Below are 16,763 nucleotides of genomic sequence, written 5' to 3'. Positions count from 1 at the left end.
CGCTCAGCAGCATGCACATACTGCAACCTTGCCACCAGATCATCACAGTGGGGGGAACATGACCGCTTCGTCGGGCTCGCCGCTTCCATCGGGTGCAAGGGCCACCCACGGCTCACGGACGCCTTCCGGAGCGCCGGGGACCGTGCGCCCCCCGGCGCCACCGGATGGCGCGCGGCGTCCGACGCGCCGTGCGCTGCTGTCCGCCGCCGGCGTCCTCGGGGCAGGCACCTCGCTGGTGTCCCGCTCCCCCGCGCACGCCGTCTCCCGGACACCGGCCTCCGGCGCCGCCCAGGACGCGCCCCACGCGACCTTCGCCACCGGCCCCGCCGCCGACGCCGTGCACCGCTTGCTGCCCGGTCACGCCGACCAGTTCACGCTGCGCGCCCTGCCGACCGGGGACGGTGAGGAACGCTTCCGGGTCACCGGCAGCACGGGCCACGTCACGGTCGAGGGCACCAGCCCCGCGGTGCTGCTGACCGGCGTCCACTGGTACCTGAAGTACGTGTGCGGGGCGCACCTCAGCTGGAACGGCAGCCAGACGGCGCTGCCCGCCAGGCTGCCCGCACCCGCCCGGCCGCTGGAGCGCAGCACCGCCCTGCGGCACCGGTTCGCGCTGAACGACACCAACGACGGTTACACCGCCCCGTACGCCGACTGGTCGTACTGGGAGCGCATGATCGACATCCTGGCGCTGCACGGCTGCAACGAGGTGCTGGTCATCGCCGGCATGGAGGCCGTCTACCAGCGCACCCTCATGGAGTTCGGCTACTCGGACGCCGAGGCGCGCGCCTGGTTGCCCGCGCCGGCGTACCAGCCGTGGTGGCTGTTGCAGAACCTCTCGGGCTACGGCGGCCCGCTGAGTGCCGACCTGATCGCCGCACGCGCCCAGCTCGGCCGCCGGATCGCGGACCGGCTGCGCGAGCTGGGCATGGCACCGGTGCTGCCCGGCTACTACGGGCACGTGCCCACCGGGTTCGCGGCGCGCTACGGCGGCGACGCGCACGTCGTCCCCCAGGGCACCTGGCACGGCTTCGAGCGCCCCGACTGGCTCGACCCGCGCACCGGCGCGTTCGCCGCGGTGGCCGCCGCGTTCTACCGCCACCAGCAGGACGTGTTCGGGGCCGCCGGGCACTTCAAGATGGACCTGCTGCACGAGGGTGGCACGGCCGGTGACGTGCCGGTGCCGGACGCGGCGCGCGGGGTGCAGCGGGCCCTGGACGTCGCCCATCCGGACGCGACCTGGGTGATCCTCGGCTGGGAGGCCAATCCGCTGCCCGAGCTGCTGGACGCCGTCGACAAGAGCCGCATGCTGATCGTCGACGGAGTCTCGGACCGGTACACGTCCGTCACCGACCGGGAGCAGGACTGGGGCGGCACGCCGTACGCCTTCGGCACCATCCCCAACTTCGGTGGGCGCACCACGCTGGGCGCCCGGGCGCACATCTGGAACGAGAAGTTCTTCGCCTGGCGCGACAAGGCGGACAGCGCGCTGGTGGGCACCGCCTATCTGCCGGAGGCGACCGACCGGGACCCGGCGGCCTTCGAGCTCTTCTCCGAACTTGCCTGGTCGTCGGGTCCGGTGGACCGCCCCGCGTGGTTCGCGTCCTACGCGGACTTCCGTTACGGGGCGCGCGACGATGGTGCGCGCGCCGCCTGGGGGGTGCTGGAGGCGACGGCGTACCAGCAGCATGCGGTGCAGCGCAGCGACCCGCACGACTCCCTCTTCGCGGCCCGCCCCGATCTCGCCGCCGCCCGCGCGGCCCAGTACGCGCCCAGCGACCTCACCTACGACCCGGCCCGTTTCGACGGGGCCCTGACCGGTCTACTGGCGGTGGCCGCGCCGTTGCGCCGCAGCGGCGCCTACGGCCACGACCTGGTCGACGTGGCCCGCCAGGCGCTGGAGCACCGCAGCCGCCAGTACCTGCCCCGCCTCAAGGACGCCTACGACCGCGGCGACGAGGCGACGTTCCGGACGCTCACCACGCTCTGGCTGAACCTGATGCGGCTCACCGACGACGTCGCCGGCACCCACCCCGACTTCCTGCTCGGGCCGTGGGTGAACGACGCCCGCCGGATGGCGACCGACGACGCCGAGCGCGCCGAGTTCGAGCGCACCGCGAAGGCGCTGGTGACGGTCTGGGGCGACCGCACCACCGCCGGCACCCTGCACGAGTACGCCAACCGCAGCTGGCACGGCCTCGTCGCGGACTTCTACCTGCCCCGCTGGCAGACCTGGTTGGACGAGCTGACCGACGCCCTGCACGAGGGCCGCGCGCCGACGCCCGTGGACTGGTTCGCGTTCGAGGAGCCCTGGACACGGGAGCGCAAGGACTATCCGCTGCGGCCGGTGGCCGACCCGTACCGCACGGCCGTCCGGGTCCGTGACGTGCTCGCCGCCGCCCCCTACCAGGGTTCGGTGGCGGTCACCGCCGACCCGGCGGTGTTCCCGCCGGGCGGGCAGACCCGGCTGACGGTCGTCTTCACCAACGTCAACGGCTTCAAGGCCACCGGAGAAGTCGCCCTGGCCCTCGACGGTGTCGACGCCGAGCCGCAGTCCGGCACCACCCTGCCGGGCGTCCCCGCCGCGGGCAGCGGCACCCTCGTCTGGCAGGGGAGCGCCCCCGCCGCCCCGCTCGACCGCCCCCTGCGGCCCCTGCCGTACACGCTCACGGCCACCTACGGGCCCGCGGGCGCCGACCCGGTCACCGACGTCTTCCCCGGCACCCTCCACGAGGCCGGCCCCCTGGACGCCGACTGGCGGACGGTCAGCAGCAACGACGCGGTCTTCGGGCAGCTCGACGACCGGTTCGCGATCGAGGGCTCGGGGTCCGACCTGTGGAAGACCACCAACCAGTTCGGCGCGGTCTACCGGGAAGGCGTCCTCACCGACGGCACCACCCTCACCCTGCGGGTGGACACCCAGCCGGCCACCGGCCCCTGGGCGCGCGCCGGGATCATCGCCCGCAACTCGCTGGCCACCGCGGGCTCCCCCGGCGTCATCAACCTCGCGGTGACCCCCGCCAACGGCGTCGTACTGACCTACGACACCACCGGTGACGGCACCCTGGACGCCTACAAGCGCCTCACCGGCATCAAGGCCCCGGTGTGGCTGCGCCTGGTGCGCGCCGGCACCTCGTACACCGGTCTGTGCTCGACGGACGACGGTGCCACCTGGCAGACCGTGGCCACGGTGGCGGTGCCGCAGGCGGCCGTCGCCCAGGACGCGGGGATGTTCATGACGGCCACGAACGGCGGGAACGGCACGCGCGGCCTCGTGGAGTTCCGGGGATGGCAGGCGGAGTAGGCGTGCGGCACGGCCGCGGGGGTGGAGTTCCGCGGTGACCAACACCGCGCCCCGCTCGTTCTGCTCAACGTGCTCCCCCATCAAGTCACCACCCAGGCGCCGGCCACCATCGACGTGGCCCAGGCCGAAGCCGCCCTCATGGAGCACTACGCGCGGCTGGCCCGCCTGGCGTACCTGCTGCTGCCCGCCGGACTGCCCCGGCACACCAGGGTGCGCACCGCGCACGCCCTCATCCAGCGCGCGCTGCCCTGGTCCCGGGTACCGGACGAGCCCCCGGCCACCCGTGGACCGTCGCACGACACCGGGCAGCCGCCCGACGGTGTCGCAGCGCCCGACGCCGGTCGGCCGCCCGGTGCCCCCGGGTCGCGCGACGCCGCACGCGGCGGGCGCCGACCGCCGGGCGAGGACGTCGACTCGGGCTATGCGTGCATCCGGGTACGGGTCGTGCGCGGTGCCCTGGAGGAAGGGGCACCACGCCGGCGACGTCCCGCATGGGCCACGCGGTTGCTGCATCCGCCGCCGCTGCTGCCGCTGGTCTGGGGACTGCGGCTGGCCCCGCACCCGGGCGGCGAGGCCGAGTTCCTGCTCGACCGGCGGCTGTCAGCGCTGGACCCCCCGGCCCGTGCCGCCGTCGTCCTGCGCACCCTGGAGGGCCTCAGCGAGGCCGGGACACGCCGGGTGCTGGTCGCCGCCGGCGTCACCCACCCGGACGCCGCCCTCGCGACGGCCGCCCGTCTGACGTACCCGCCGGGCACCGGAACGGTGCCCGCCCAACGGGACCGTGCGGCCGGCACACCGGCCGCCTCCGGGGACGGCGCCGCGGCCCGGCCGCACACCGGCGGTGAAACGATCGTGCCGCCACCGGACTCCGGGAACGGGACCGCGGCGTCACCCCCCGGACGGGGCAGCGGGGACCCGGGCGCGCCCCGCGGTTCCGAAGGCGACGGCGCATCGCCCGACGGGCTGCCGGCGAACGTGGGCCGGACGACCGCCCCCGGATCGGACGGCACTCGCCCGGCCGGCACCCTGGGGTCCCCGAACGGAATCGCCGCCCTGATGGGCTCCGCCGCGTTCGACCCGTGCGCCCTACGGGCCCGGCCGACCGACCTGCTACGGCGCCGGCAGCGCGTCAAAGCGGCACTGGTGCTCGGCTGCACCGTGCTGATCTGCGGTCCGCTGCTGGGGCTGCCGGGACAGCACGGGATCAACGACCTGCCGGCGGCACCGCACCGTACGCCGCCGCCGGTGGCCCGTGCCGACGTGCTCGATCCCGCCCGGCTGGTCACCGCTGACGAGGCGGCCTGGCGGACGGCCACCCGCAACGACTACGCGGTGTGGCCGGCACGCGGCACCCTCACCAAGGACCGGGCGCTGCTGCGGCGGGCGCTCACCACCTGGGCCGGGCCCGGCAAGCGGGTACGGGTGTCCGCGACACCGGGCACCCCGACGGGCGCGCCACCGGGACCGGCCCAACTCCTCTACGCGGGCGCGCTGGATCACACCCGGGTGGTGCTGCTCTACGACGGGCTGCGGCTCGTGCGGTACGCCGAACCGGAGAAGGCCGGGCGGCGCACCGAGCTCGACGTCGCGCGGGCCGACGGGGCGGTGGCGTCGGAGGCGACCGCGGTGGTGGTGAGCCGCCAGGGCAACCGGGCCCGCTATCTGTCCGCGCCGTGGGTGCGCGACATCGCCGTCGTCGACCTGCTGAGGCCGGAGGCCGGTGCCACCACGCTGCCGCGCTCCCCGGACGGCGTCACGTCTCCGGCGCCCACCGCGCCGCGCTCCGGCAGCTGCGTCTCCTGGCCCGCGCTCCGCGTCCGTGCCGGCGACCGCACCCGTCTCATGACGGACCTCGGCGAGCCGGTGCCGGCGCACCTCACCTCCGGCCGGCCCACGTCGGCGGGTGAGGCCACCGGGCGGGCGTCGCGCGTCGACTGGGGGCACATCGGCTGCCTGCTGACGGAGCTGCGCGGGCACGGCGTGCGCGCGGTCAACTCCTGGCGGTACGCCGAGGAGACCCTGCCCGACGGTGGCGGCGTCGCCACCTGGCTGTGCGCCAGGGCCGACACCTGGCGGGGCCCCGGCAGCCGGGTGCTGGTCGGCATCCAGATCCCGGACCGCACCACCAGTGCGCTCGTGGCCGCGGCCGAGAACTCCCCCGTCTGCGGGGTGCGTGCCCCGCAGGTGCTGGCGGCGGTGCTGTGGAAGTCGGCGGCCGGCACCTGGTACCTGCTGGCGGCGGGGAGCGAGAACGTCGTCTCGATCGTGTCCTGGGGCGCGGTGCGGGGGCGGGTTGCGGGGCCCATCCTCGCGGTGCCGGCCGAGCGGGGCGCTCGGCCTCGGGTGACCGGGCGGTTGGCGGACGGGACGCCGGTCGTACCGCCACGGTGACGCCTTGCGGCGTGCGGCGCCCCTTACGCGACCCTTCGGGTCGTCCCCCTCCCCAGAGGGGTTCCCCTGTCGTACCCGGGCCTGCTGTCCGGTGCCTGGTTGCTCGCGCAGTTCCCCGCGCCCCTTACGTGGCCCTTCGGGTCGTCCCCCTCCCAAAGGGGGACCTCTGTCGTGGCCGGATCTGCTGTCCGGTGGGTGGTTGCTCGCGCAGTTCCCCGCGCCCCTTACGTGGCCCTTCGGGTCGTCCCCCTCCCCAAAGGGGGGCCTCTGTCGTGGCCGGATCTGCTGTCCGGTGGGTGGTTGCTCGCGCGGTTCCCCGTGGCCCTTATCAGGCGTCTACGGTGCCGTTCAGTGGCATTCGGTGCCATATCCGGCCAGCTGCCCGGGCTTTAGGACGGCTGAAAATGGTCGGTAAGGTGTTCGTATGACAACCGGGGTGCGCCGCAGGATGGCTGTGGAGGAACGACGGCGGCAGTTGATCGGGATCGCGTTGGAGCTGTTCAGCAGCCGTTCGCCGGACGAGGTCTCCATCGATGAGATCGCTAGCGCCGCCGGTATCTCGCGTCCGCTGGTCTACCACTACTTCCCCGGCAAGCTGGGCCTGTACGAGGCGGCGTTGCAGCGTGCCGCCGAGGATCTCGCCGGGCGGTTCGTGGAGCCGCACCAAGGGCCGTTCGGGGAGCGGCTGTTGCGGGTGATGCGGCGTTTCTTCGACTTCGCCGAGGAGCACAGCCGGGGTTTCGTCACGCTGTTGCGCGGTGACGGTGCCGCGGCGCCGGCGGCCGGTGCCGTGGTCGACTCGGTGCGGCAGGCGGCGTACGAGCAGGTGCTTGCGCACCTGGGGGTGTCCGAGCCGCCGGCCAGGCTCGATCTCGTGCTGCGCTCGTGGATCACGCTGGTCGAGTCGACGGCGCTGATCTGGCTGGAAGGGCCGGGCGTCCCGGCCACGTCGGCAGGGCCGTGGGGGGCGATTCCGCGCGCCGAGGTGGAGCGGCAGTTGGTGCACGACTTCGGTGCCCTGCTCGCCGTGGCCGCCGTCCATGACGACGGGCTGGCCCGGCTGGTCGGGCAGTTGTTCGCCGAGGAGCCGCCCGACGGGGTGTTCGGGGAGTTGGCGGAGCGGCTGGCGGCCCTGGCGCCGGCGCCGGTCACGTCGTGACGCTCGCCGGCCGGGACACCCGCCGCCCCGCCGCGCTCGGCCTCGCAAGGGCCTCAGCTCAGCAGGACCGCGCCCCGGTGTGCAGCGCGAGCGCCGTGTTGCTGCCGAGCGTCGCCGTGAACGTGCCGTCGGACGCCACCGTCACCGGTGTGCCGTTCTGCACGTTGCAGTAACCGCCGGCCGGCAGCGAGGTGTGGAAGGTCTGGGTGAGCGACGACGACTCGTGGTTGATCGCCACGAAGGCCTTGCTGCCCCGCCCGAAGGCGATCGCGTTGTTGCCGTTGTCCCACCAGTTGGTGACCGACTCGCCCCGGGCGGTGTTGCGCAGCGCGACCATGCTCTGGATCTCCGGCCAGTGGTGCTGGCACTTCCAGCCGTCCTGGTAGCAGGCGTTCACCGTGCCACCGTTCGGCGGGCCCGCGTCGTTGTTGGAGAACTCGTAGCCGGAGTGGACGTCCGGCGCGCCGTAGGGCCAGGCGAGCATGAAGACGTTGGCCAGGGTGTAGTTCGCGCCGTCCTTGTAGTTCAGCGTGGAGCCGTTGCGTTCGGTGTCCCAGTTGTCGACGAAGACGCCGGCCTGGCCGCTGGGGAGATAGCCCCAGCCTTCGCCGAAGTTGTTCAGGTAGGCCAGTTTCTCGCTGGTGAAGACCCGCTTGAGGTCGCGGCCGTAGCGGAACTCCTGCACATCGCCGTTGGACAGGTACTCGTCCGGCTGGACCGCCTCGCCGGCGCCGTAGATCACTTCCTGCTTGAGGTAGACGTTGGGGTTGGTCAGCTGGGACTTGATCGCGGCGATGTCCTCGCTGGCGATGTGCTTGGCGCCGTCGACGCGGAAGCCGTCGACGCCGAGCGACAGCAGGTCGTTCAGGTACTGCGCGAGACGCTGGCGCACGTACGTCTCGCCCGTGTCCAGGTCGGCCAGGCCCACCAGCTCGCAGTGCTGGACGTTGAACCGGTCGGCGTAGTTGTTCACCTCGGAGGTGCAGTCGTCCATGTCCTGGGACTGGTAGATCCCGGGGTAGTTGTACTTGGTGTACGACGAGCCGCCGGTGCCGGTGCCGGAGCCCGCGGACATGTGGTTGATGACGGCGTCGGCGACGACCTTCACGCCGGCCGCGTGGCAGGTGTCGATCATGTTCTTGAAGGCGCTGCGATCGCCGAGCCGGCCGGCGATGTTGTAACTCACCGGCTGGTAGGAGGTCCACCACTGGTCGCCCTGGATGTGCTCGGTGGCCGGGGAGACCTCGACGTAGCCGTAGCCGGCCGGCCCGAGGGTCTGGGTGCACTCCCGGGCGACCGAGTCGTACTTCCACTCGAAGAGTTCTGCGGTGACGTCCTTGCCACCCGGCGGGGACGCCTCCGCGGCGCCCGGCGGGATGATCGCCGTGGCCGCCACACCCGCCGCGAAGGCGAGGGCGAGCGTCACGGTCAGCGGTCTGCCGGCCATGTTTCCTCCTGACTGCACACGAGTGCCGCCTCGGACAACGCGCCCTGCCCGGAGGTCCGATCTCGGATTCTCGGATGTTCGGAATGTTCGGATGCCGTGAATTGCAGATTCTTGCAGCAAGCCGTCAGAGGTCTGCCGCATCCGAGACCGTACGATCGGCGTAACCAGCGGTCAACCCTTGTCACAAGGGGAGTTGGGAACGGCTGAAGGTGGCGCAGGTCGGCCCGGAAATTGCTGCAAGGCCTTTCGCAAGTCCTTGCAGCAGTGCTACCTTCACGGCTACTCCGGCCCGACCGACCGGTGGCCCTGCAACCCCACCCCAGGGCCGCACGCGCCCGGTCGGCCGGGCCGGATGCCCCGTAGGCCGATCCCTCAGGGGCGAGTTGATTTCAGCGCGATCCAAGTGGTCAGGTGTTCGTCGGCGAGCTGCGGTGCGCAGCACGCGTCACCACGGCGCCGTTCAGTTACCGAGCACCGAGCCGAGGCCGGGTCCAAGAAGTAGCGAGTCATGGGCGGTGAGCCCTTCACTCGTGCCCCACAGCGCGTAGGCGTACCCGCCGGGGGAGCTGTCCGGACCGATGTCGACGCTGGGATCGGAGACCAGGAGGTCGGCTCTGCCGTCTCGCGTCACATCACCGAGCCGGACGGTGGCACCGAACAGCCCGGTGGTCTCCGGGTCACCGTCGATCTCCGAGGTCGCCTGGGTGAAGAGCTGCGCCCCTTCTCCCACCAGCCCCGAGCTGCCGCCTCTGAGCAGGTTCACACCGCCCGCGCCGATGCCGTCCACCATCTCCCCCTTCACGCCGACCGCCAGGTCAGGGAAGCCGTCGCCGTCGACGTCCCCCGCGGACACGTCACTGCCGAAGCAGTCCTCCGCCTCGACCGTGCCGGGAACACCGGGGGTGTCCTGAGTGAGGGTCTGCGTGCGGGTCATGCTGAGCCCGGACCCGGTGCCGTAGTACACGTTGACGCTGCCCGATTCATCCGTGTACTTCACCGGAAGACCGACGGCGAGGTCACCGTGGCCGTCCCGGTCGAAGTCGGCGATCGCTCCGAACATGTGCGTACCTTCCGCAACGCGGCCGCTGTACGGGTGGAAGGCGTCTCCCAGGGTGAACCCGCTCGGACCGCCCTCGGCGAGAACCGCAGTGAGCACCAGCTGGTTCGTGGCGGCGGAGTAGCCCATCACGGCGAGATCGCCGACCCCGTCACCGTCGACGTCGCCGGCGGCGAGGGAGGACGGCTCGAACGCGACGTCGGAGGTTTTGATCGGTACGGGTGCTCCGGACGCCCCCGTGCGGGTGAAGGGACCCTTGAGCACCCAGACGTCGGCATCGTCGGCATAGGCGACAGCCGCGACATCCAGCGCACCATCGCCGTCGAAGTCCGCCACAGCGAGATCTTGACCGTAGTGGCGAGCTTCGTCGAACGACTCCTCCGGGGGGCTCAGGAGGGTGCCACCGCTGAGTCCGTCCGGGCTGCCCCACAGGACGGTCACCGAACCACGGCCCCCCTGCGGGTCATGCGGTACGCCGGGGCTTCCGACCACGAGATCCGTGAATCCGTCGCGGTCGAGATCGGCGGGCTCCAGGCTCTGGCCGAACGCGTTGTCGTACTCCGCCGTTCCCGGGACGCCTTCGCTGTCCTGGGAGATCGTCTGACGTTCCCCCAGGCCGTCAGCCGATCCGTAGACGGCGGTCACCGAACCCCCGTACAGGGACGGGTCATCGCCGACGACGTCAGGCGCGCCGAACGCCACGTCGGAGTAGCCGTCGCCGTTGAAGTCAACGACAGAAGCCCCGGTCGACGCGGATGCGCGCGGAAAACTCCCCGTTATCAGAAGGCCAGACGAGACGGCCACCACCGTGGCGACGCACAGGAGGGTGCGCCGGAGCGGCTGGTTGGGCATGGAACCTCCACTCGAAGTGATTCTGATCAAGAACAGCATGCGACCATAAATATGCAATAAATGTGATGTACAGGTGTCCCTTACACGGAACCAGCTCTAGTAGGCTTCCGCCGTCCAGGTGACCGGCGCCCCTCCCGAGGAGACGCTTTGCAGCAAGAACCCGCCTTGGACGGCGCCGGCCTCTCGGCGTTGCGCGCCCAGCTGCGGCACGTCTACTGGATCGGTGGCGGGCCCGGCGCGGGCAAGTCGACGATCTCCCGCCGGCTGGCGGACCGGTACGGCTGGCACCACTATGCGACCGACGACGTGATGCGGGACCACACCGACCGGACCATCCCCGAAGAGGCCCCGTTCCTGCATGCGTTCATGGCCATGGACATGGACGAGCGATGGGTGAAGCGGTCGCCGGAGACCATGCTGGAGACGTTCCACTGGTTCCGCGGCGAAGCCTTCGACCTGATCGTCGAGGACCTGCTCCAACTGCCCCCGCACCCCCGCGTGGTCGTCGAGGGCTTCCGGCTGCTGCCGCATCTCGTGCGACCGCTGCTCGCCGAGGTCGCGCAGGCCGTCTGGCTGCTACCGACCCCGGAGTTCCGCGCCGCCGCGATCCGGACCCGGGACGGGGCAGGGGTGGGGTTCCTCCGGAAGACCAGCGACCCCGAACGGGCCGGCCGCAACCTCGCCGCACGCGACGGCATGTTCACGCAACGGCTCACCGAGGAGACGGCGCGGCTCGGCCTGCCCACCATCGAGGTGGACGCCCCCCTGTCCGAAGACGATCTGGCCGGGCAGGTGGCGCGGCGGTTCGGGCTCTGACCGGCCCTCGTGCCGGACGGAGGTGAGCGCCGTCTCCTGCCGGGTCCCGCCCGGCTCGACGTCGAGACGGGCGTGCCTGCCGACGAAGAGCAGGCACGCCCGCACCTGACTCACTCCACCGTCCACCACACCGTAGAGTCCGCCGGCAGCACCGCCGTGCCGTTCGCGGTCACGGGGATGTCCTCCGTGCCGCTGGAGAGCAGCACGCGGCCGGGTGCGGGGACCTCCACGGGGGCGCCGGTGGTGTTGGCGGTGCAGACGAACGCCGCGCCGCCTTCCGCCGCCGTCCTGCGGTAGACGAGCGTGCCGGCGGGCGCGTCCAGCCACTCCACCGCCTCCCCCGCGCCCAGCGCAGGATGGGCGCGGCGGGCGGCGAGAGCGGCGCGGTAGAGCTCCAGTGTGGAGCCCGGCACACCGGTCTGCGCCTGGACGCTCAGGGCGCCCCAACCGGCCGGCTGCGGCAGCCAGGAGCCGCCGTCGCCGAAGCCGTAGGAGGGTCCTTCGGTGGTCCACGGGATCGGGACCCGGCAGCCGTCCCGGAATCCGTCCTGACCGGCCGCGCGGAAGAACGACGGGTCCTGGCGCACCTCGTCCGGCAGGTCGACGACGTCCGGCAGGCCCAGCTCCTCGCCCTGGTAGACGTAGGCGGAACCGGGCAGGGCCAGCATCAGCAGGGTCGCGGCGCGTGCCCGGCGCAGGCCGAGTGCCGGATCGCCGGGGGTGCGCAGCTGGGTGCCGAGGCCCGGCGGGTTGGCGTACCGGGTGGCGTGCCGGGTGACGTCGTGGTTGGAGAGCACCCAGGTCGCGGGGGCGCCGACGGGGCGCATGGCGTCCAGCGAGCGGTCGATGATCTCGCGCAGTTCGGCGGCGTCCCAGTAGGCGCTCAGGTACTGGAAGTTGAAGGCCTGGTGGAGTTCGTCGGGGCGCACGTAGTTGGCGGTGCGCTCGACGGTCGGCGTCCAGGCTTCCGCGACGAAGATCTGGCCGCCCGAGTACTCGTCGAGGATGTGCCGCCAGGCGCGGTAGATCTCGTGCACGCCGTCCTGGTCGAAGAACGGCATGACGTCGTTGCCGAGCAGCTTCAGCTGGTCGTGGCTGCCGAGGTCGGGCAGTCCCGGGGCCTTCACCAGGCCGTGGGCGACGTCGATGCGGAAGCCGTCGACGCCCATGTCGAGCCAGAAGCGCAGGATGGAGCGGAACTCGTCGCCGACGGCCGGGTGGTCCCAGTTGAAGTCGGGCTGCTCCGGTGCGAACAGGTGCAGGTACCACTCGCCCGGGGTGCCATCCGGTTCGGTGACCCGGGTCCAGGCGGGGCCGCCGAAGATGGACTCCCAGTCGTTCGGCGGCTGCTCGCCCTTCTCGCCCTTGCCGGGGCGGAAGTGGTACCGCCCGCGCAGCGGCGAGCCGGGGCCCTCGGCGACGGCCTGCTTGAACCACTCGTGCTGGTCGGAGGAGTGGTTGGGCACCAGGTCGACGATGACGCGCAGGTCCAGGGCGTGGGCGTCGCGGATCACCGCGTCGGCGTCGCGCAGGGTGCCGAACATGGGGTCGACGGCACGGTAGTCGGCGACGTCGTAGCCGGCATCGGCCTGCGGCGATGCGTAGAAGGGGCTCAGCCACACCGCGTCGACGCCCAGGTCGCGCAGGTACGGCAGCCGGGCGCGTACGCCCTCCAGGTCCCCCATGCCGTCGGCGTTGCTGTCCGCGAAGCTGCGGGGGTAGACCTGGTAGATCACCGCGTCGCGCCACCAGTCGCGGTGCGGCGCTGCGGGCTCCTGACGCGTCTGCACGGCCACGGCCGAGGCCGGGGCGTCGTCGGCTTGGCGGGTGGGGGCGGGGATGGCGGACCGGGGGTCCGGGCTGGGGGCACCACTGGGGGTACCTCCCACGCCCCTTTGGGCAGCGGGGGAGCCTTTGGGGCTGTGGGGGACGGTGGGCGGGAGCTGCTGGTCGGCAGGGTGCTGACTCATGTCTTCCTTGCTCTGCGTCCGGTGGGTGTGTGTCGTCGGATGGTCGGGTCCGGCACGGGGGCCACCCACGGGCGGGTGAGGCCGCCGGGACGGGCGGCAGGGCGGTCAGCCCTTGGTGCCGCCCGCCGTGAGGCCGGTCACCAGGTTCTTCTGCACCAGGTAGAAGATGACGGAGACCGGGATGGCGATGAGGACCGCGGTGGCGGCCATGTAGTTCCACTGCGCGTCGTGCTCGCTGATGAAGCTCTGGAGTCCGACGGCGAAGGTGTACTTCTGGTCGTCGAGCATGAAGGTCGACGCGAAGGCGACCTCGCCCCAGGCGGTGATGCAGGTGTAGAAGGCGGCGACCGCCAGGCCGGGGCGGGCCAGTGGCAGGACGAGCCGCCAGAAGGTGCCGAACGGCGACAGGCCGTCGACCCGCCCGGCCTCGTCTATCTCCACCGGGATGGTGTCGAAGTAGCCCTTGAGCAGCCAGGCGCAGTAGGGCACTGCGGTGGAGCAGTAGACGAGGATCAGCCCGCCGTAGGTGTCGATGAGGCCGAGGTCCGCGAGGATCACGTACATCGGCACCATGAGGACGGCGACCGGGAACATCTGCGTGACCAGCAGGACCCACATCAGTTTGCGATGGCCGGGGAAGCGCATGCGGGAGACCGCGTACCCGGTGGTGGACGCGAGGAGCACCCCGATGACGGTGGTGCCGAGCGACACCACGAGGGTGCTCGTCAGCCAGTGGAAGAACTCGGTGTGCGCCAGCACGAACGAGTAGTTGGAGAGGGTCGTCTTGCCGGCGATGGCGCCCGGGTGGAGGTAGTCGTTCTTGTCCGGGCCGAGGGACAGGTAGATCAGCCAGCCGATCGGGAAGACGGCGATCAGCGCGGCCACCGTCAGCGTGGCGTGCGCGAGCACGGACGCCGGGCGGCTGCGCCTGCCGCGCCGCCGTGCGCGGGCCGTGCCGGGCGGGGCGTCGGAGGCGGTGGGCGGTGCGGCGGGGGTCGGGGTGGCGCCGGGGGTCGGCGCCGGTGCGGTGGACGTACGGGGGGTACTCGGCGTGCTCATTTCACCGGGCTCCTGCGTCAGGCCGCGAGCTGCTCGTTGCGGGCCAGCCAGCGACGGTAGACGGATGTGAAGACGATCAGGATCGACAGCAGCAGCACGCCGTACGCGGCGGACTGGGCGTAGTCACGCGGCTGCTGGCCGAAACCGAGGCGGTAGGCCCAGGTGACGAGGATCTGGGCGTCCGGGGCGCTGTTGTTGCCGAACAGCAGGAAGATGATCGCGAACTGGTTGAACGTCCAGATGACGCCGAGCAGCACGACGGTGGAGCTGACCGTGCTGAGGCCGGGCAGCGTCACATGCCGGAAGCGCTGCCAGGCGGTGGCCCCGTCCATCTCGGCGGCCTCGTACAGCGTCGGGTCGATGGACTGGAGCCCGCCGAGCAGCGAGACCATCATGAAGGGCACACCGCACCAGGTGTTGACGAGGATGGCGGCGAGCTGCTGGAAGAAGGTGTCCTCCAGCCACTGCGGTTGCGGGAGGTGGAGGCTGCCCAGCACGGTGTTGATCAGCCCGGAGTCGGCGAGCATGATCCGCCAGGAGAAGACGGTGACGAAGGTGGGCACGGCCCACGGCAGGATCAGCAGCAGGCGGTAGGCGGTGCGGCCGCGCAGCTTCTGGTTGAGCAGCAGCGCAAGGCCGAGGCCGATGCTGTAGTGCAGGGCGACGCAGGCCACCGTCCAGACGACGGTCCACAGGAAGTGCGACCAGAAGCGGTCCCAGGCGGTCGGCCCCCACAGGATGTCGGCGTAGTTGTGCAGGCCGATGAACTTGTAGGTGGCGTCGATGTGGTTGACGCCGATGGTGCGGGCCGAGTTCAGGCTGGTGGCATCGGTGAGGGTCAGATACAGGCCGCGCACCAGTGGATATCCCACCAGCACGCCGAGCACGGCGACGACCGGCGCGATCATCGCGTAGGCGTACCAGTGCGTGCGGTACGAGCGCTTCAGTCGGGCCAGCGGCCCGGGGCGCGGTCCGCGGCCCGGGCGCCGGCCTGAGCCGGTGGCCGTGCTGTCGACGGCGAGGGTCATGTGCTGTGCACCTTCTGGGAGTCGGCTTCCGAGAGTCGGCTGGTTCCCGGCCCGGTGGGCCGTGGGGGTGCCGCCGGCCGCCGGGTCCGTCCGCCCCCGTGCGGCGGACGGCCCTGGCGGCCGGTCGGGTCAGGTGGTGACGGGAGTCATCCGGTCACTTGAAGTCGGGCAACAGCTTGACCATGGCGACCTTGGCGTTGTCGAGCCCCTTGTCCAGGGACTCCTTGCCGCCGGCGACCTTCACCAGCTCCTGGTCGAGCGGCGCCCACAGGGAGCTGTACTCGGGGAGTTCGGGGCGCGGCCGGGCGTCGGGGAGCACCTTCTGGAAGCCGGCGATGCCCGGGTCGGCCGTGACCTTGGTGGTGTAGGCGTCCTCGCGGGTCGGCAGGGTGGAGTTGTGCAGGGCGATCTCCTCCTGCGAGGCCTGCGAGGTCATGAACTTCACGAACTCCAGCGCGGCCTTCTGGTGGGCCTCGTCGGATCCGGCGTACACCGAGAGGTTGTGGCCGCCGGTCGGGGCGCCGGCCTTGCCCGTGGAGCCGGCGGGGACGGGGGCGATCCCGAGGTTCTCCCTGGCCTTGAATGCCCTGCCCTTGTAGAAGTTGGTGATCTCCCACGGGCCCTGGATGATCGCGGCGACCTTGCCGGACGAGAAGGCGTCCTGCTGGTGGGCGTAGGCGTCGGCGGTGGTGTCGGCCTTGTGCAGGCCCTTGCCGTCGAACAGCCCCTGCCACTGCTTGAAGCCGCTGACCGCCGTCGCGCCCTTGACGGTGATCTCCTTCTTGCCCGCGTCGACGGTGTCGGTGCCCTCGCCGTACAGGAACGGCTCGGCGTAGTAGCCCTGCGTCGAGCCCCAGTAGCCGTCGGCACCGGTCTTGTCCTTGACCTTGGCGGCATCGCTCTTGAGCTCGGCCCAGGTGGTGGGCGGCGTGTCGATGCCGGCCTTCTGGAACAGGCTCTTGTTGTAGACCAGCGCGAGCGTGTCGGTGACCAGCGGGACCCCGTACGTCTTGCCCTGGAACTGGGCCTGCTTGATCAGGTTCGATCGGAACTTGCCCTGCTCGGCGAGGGCTTCGGTGCCGTCCAGCGGCAGCAGGTAGCTCTGCTTGGCGAAGGCCGGGGTCCAGCCGACCTCGGCGCGCAGCACGTCCGGGGCGCCCTTGCTGGCTGCGGCGGTGTCGAACTTGTTCTGCGCCTGGTCGAACGGGACGTTGACGTACTTGACCTTGATGTCCGGGTTGGCCTTCTCGAACTTCTTGACCAGGGCCTTGTACGTGGGCGCCTCGTTGGTGGCATTGGAGGTGTCCCACCACGTGATGGTGGTCGGTCCCGAACTGTCGCTGTCACTGTCGCCACCGCAGGCCGTCGCCGCGAGCGCGAGGGACGCCACCAGCGCGGTGGCCGCTATGCCACGCCGCATGATCACTCCTTATTTTGCGCCTAAGCCGGCGCCGCTTTCGCGGGCCTGGTTGAGCGCCGTCGTGGTTGCTCAATTGATGGTTGCGGTGTGTGGTCGCATCCTTTGAGTCCCGGGGTTCGGCCGGGCTGGCGCCACCGGGCGACGTGAACGTAACAGCGCGGCAAGCGTTGCGAAAGACCTTGCAGCAAAAAAATGAAAGGACGCCTGATGGTTACCACCCCGTGACCCCACCCGACGCCCCAACTGCGCCCACACGCTCG

10 protein-coding genes are annotated in these 16,763 nt (G+C 71.5%); 4 read left to right on the top strand and 6 right to left on the bottom strand.

The genetic code is table 11. The features are described from left to right. Positions 1 to 142: 142 nt before the first annotated feature. The 3 genes from NQO67_RS17390 (at position 143) to NQO67_RS17380 (ending at position 6,854) form a co-directional block, all read left to right on the top strand. Positions 143 to 3,304: an alpha-N-acetylglucosaminidase gene (locus NQO67_RS17390; protein ID WP_255950916.1), complete on the top strand. Its 3,162-nt coding sequence runs from the start codon at positions 143 to 145 to the stop codon at positions 3,302 to 3,304. A 138-nt stretch (positions 3,305 to 3,442) separates the two neighbouring features. After that, on the top strand, positions 3,443 to 5,695 hold the full coding sequence (locus NQO67_RS17385; RefSeq protein WP_445195099.1) for a hypothetical protein: 2,253 nt from the start codon (positions 3,443 to 3,445) through the stop codon (positions 5,693 to 5,695). Between the two features lie 424 nt (positions 5,696 to 6,119). Then, positions 6,120 to 6,854, top strand: a complete 735-nt coding sequence (locus tag NQO67_RS17380) for a TetR/AcrR family transcriptional regulator (RefSeq protein ID WP_255950914.1) — start codon at positions 6,120 to 6,122, stop codon at positions 6,852 to 6,854. 58 nt (positions 6,855 to 6,912) lie between these two features. On the opposite strand, the gene NQO67_RS17375 is transcribed toward NQO67_RS17380, so the two are convergent. After that, entirely contained in the window at positions 6,913 to 8,301 is a 1,389-nt protein-coding gene (locus NQO67_RS17375) for an alpha-amylase (RefSeq protein ID WP_255950913.1), read from the bottom strand. Positions 8,302 to 8,761: 460 nt separating this feature from the next. After that, positions 8,762 to 10,210: an FG-GAP-like repeat-containing protein gene (locus NQO67_RS17370; RefSeq protein ID WP_255950912.1), complete on the bottom strand. Its 1,449-nt coding sequence runs from the start codon at positions 10,208 to 10,210 to the stop codon at positions 8,762 to 8,764. 147 nt (positions 10,211 to 10,357) lie between these two features. Between NQO67_RS17370 and NQO67_RS17365 the strand changes: the two genes are divergently transcribed. After that, entirely contained in the window at positions 10,358 to 11,026 is a 669-nt protein-coding gene (locus tag NQO67_RS17365) for an AAA family ATPase (protein WP_255950911.1), read from the top strand. Positions 11,027 to 11,136: 110 nt separating this feature from the next. On the opposite strand, the gene NQO67_RS17360 is transcribed toward NQO67_RS17365, so the two are convergent. The 4 genes from NQO67_RS17360 to NQO67_RS17345 form a co-directional block, all read right to left on the bottom strand. After that, a complete protein-coding gene (locus NQO67_RS17360; protein WP_255950910.1) occupies positions 11,137 to 12,996 on the bottom strand; it encodes a glycoside hydrolase family 13 protein in 1,860 nt (619 codons plus the stop codon). Positions 12,997 to 13,101: 105 nt separating this feature from the next. Continuing rightward, positions 13,102 to 14,055, bottom strand: coding sequence for a sugar ABC transporter permease (locus tag NQO67_RS17355; RefSeq protein WP_255950909.1), 954 nt, complete (start codon positions 14,053 to 14,055; stop codon positions 13,102 to 13,104). A 17-nt stretch (positions 14,056 to 14,072) separates the two neighbouring features. Beyond that, positions 14,073 to 15,083, bottom strand: coding sequence for a carbohydrate ABC transporter permease (locus tag NQO67_RS17350; RefSeq protein WP_255950908.1), 1,011 nt, complete (start codon positions 15,081 to 15,083; stop codon positions 14,073 to 14,075). Positions 15,084 to 15,237: 154 nt separating this feature from the next. Then, positions 15,238 to 16,503, bottom strand: a complete 1,266-nt coding sequence (locus NQO67_RS17345) for an extracellular solute-binding protein (protein WP_255950907.1) — start codon at positions 16,501 to 16,503, stop codon at positions 15,238 to 15,240. Positions 16,504 to 16,763: the final 260 nt, after the last annotated feature.

The sequence above is a fragment of the Streptomyces odontomachi genome, from assembly GCF_024435355.1.
In the GTDB taxonomy this organism is placed as follows: Bacteria; Actinomycetota; Actinomycetes; order Streptomycetales; family Streptomycetaceae; genus Streptomyces; species Streptomyces odontomachi.
This window is presented reverse-complemented; position numbering and strand designations above follow the sequence as displayed.

Coding starts and splice junctions, on each gene's coding strand:
- NQO67_RS17360 (WP_255950910.1), bottom strand. CDS start 12,996: ATGAGTCAGCACCCTGCCGACCAGCAGCTCCCGCCCACCGTCCCCCAC.
- NQO67_RS17385 (WP_445195099.1), top strand. CDS start 3,443: ATGGAGCACTACGCGCGGCTGGCCCGCCTGGCGTACCTGCTGCTGCCC.
- NQO67_RS17370 (WP_255950912.1), bottom strand. CDS start 10,210: ATGCCCAACCAGCCGCTCCGGCGCACCCTCCTGTGCGTCGCCACGGTG.
- NQO67_RS17380 (WP_255950914.1), top strand. CDS start 6,120: ATGACAACCGGGGTGCGCCGCAGGATGGCTGTGGAGGAACGACGGCGG.
- NQO67_RS17355 (WP_255950909.1), bottom strand. CDS start 14,055: ATGAGCACGCCGAGTACCCCCCGTACGTCCACCGCACCGGCGCCGACC.
- NQO67_RS17375 (WP_255950913.1), bottom strand. CDS start 8,301: ATGGCCGGCAGACCGCTGACCGTGACGCTCGCCCTCGCCTTCGCGGCG.
- NQO67_RS17345 (WP_255950907.1), bottom strand. CDS start 16,503: ATGCGGCGTGGCATAGCGGCCACCGCGCTGGTGGCGTCCCTCGCGCTC.
- NQO67_RS17350 (WP_255950908.1), bottom strand. CDS start 15,083: ATGACCCTCGCCGTCGACAGCACGGCCACCGGCTCAGGCCGGCGCCCG.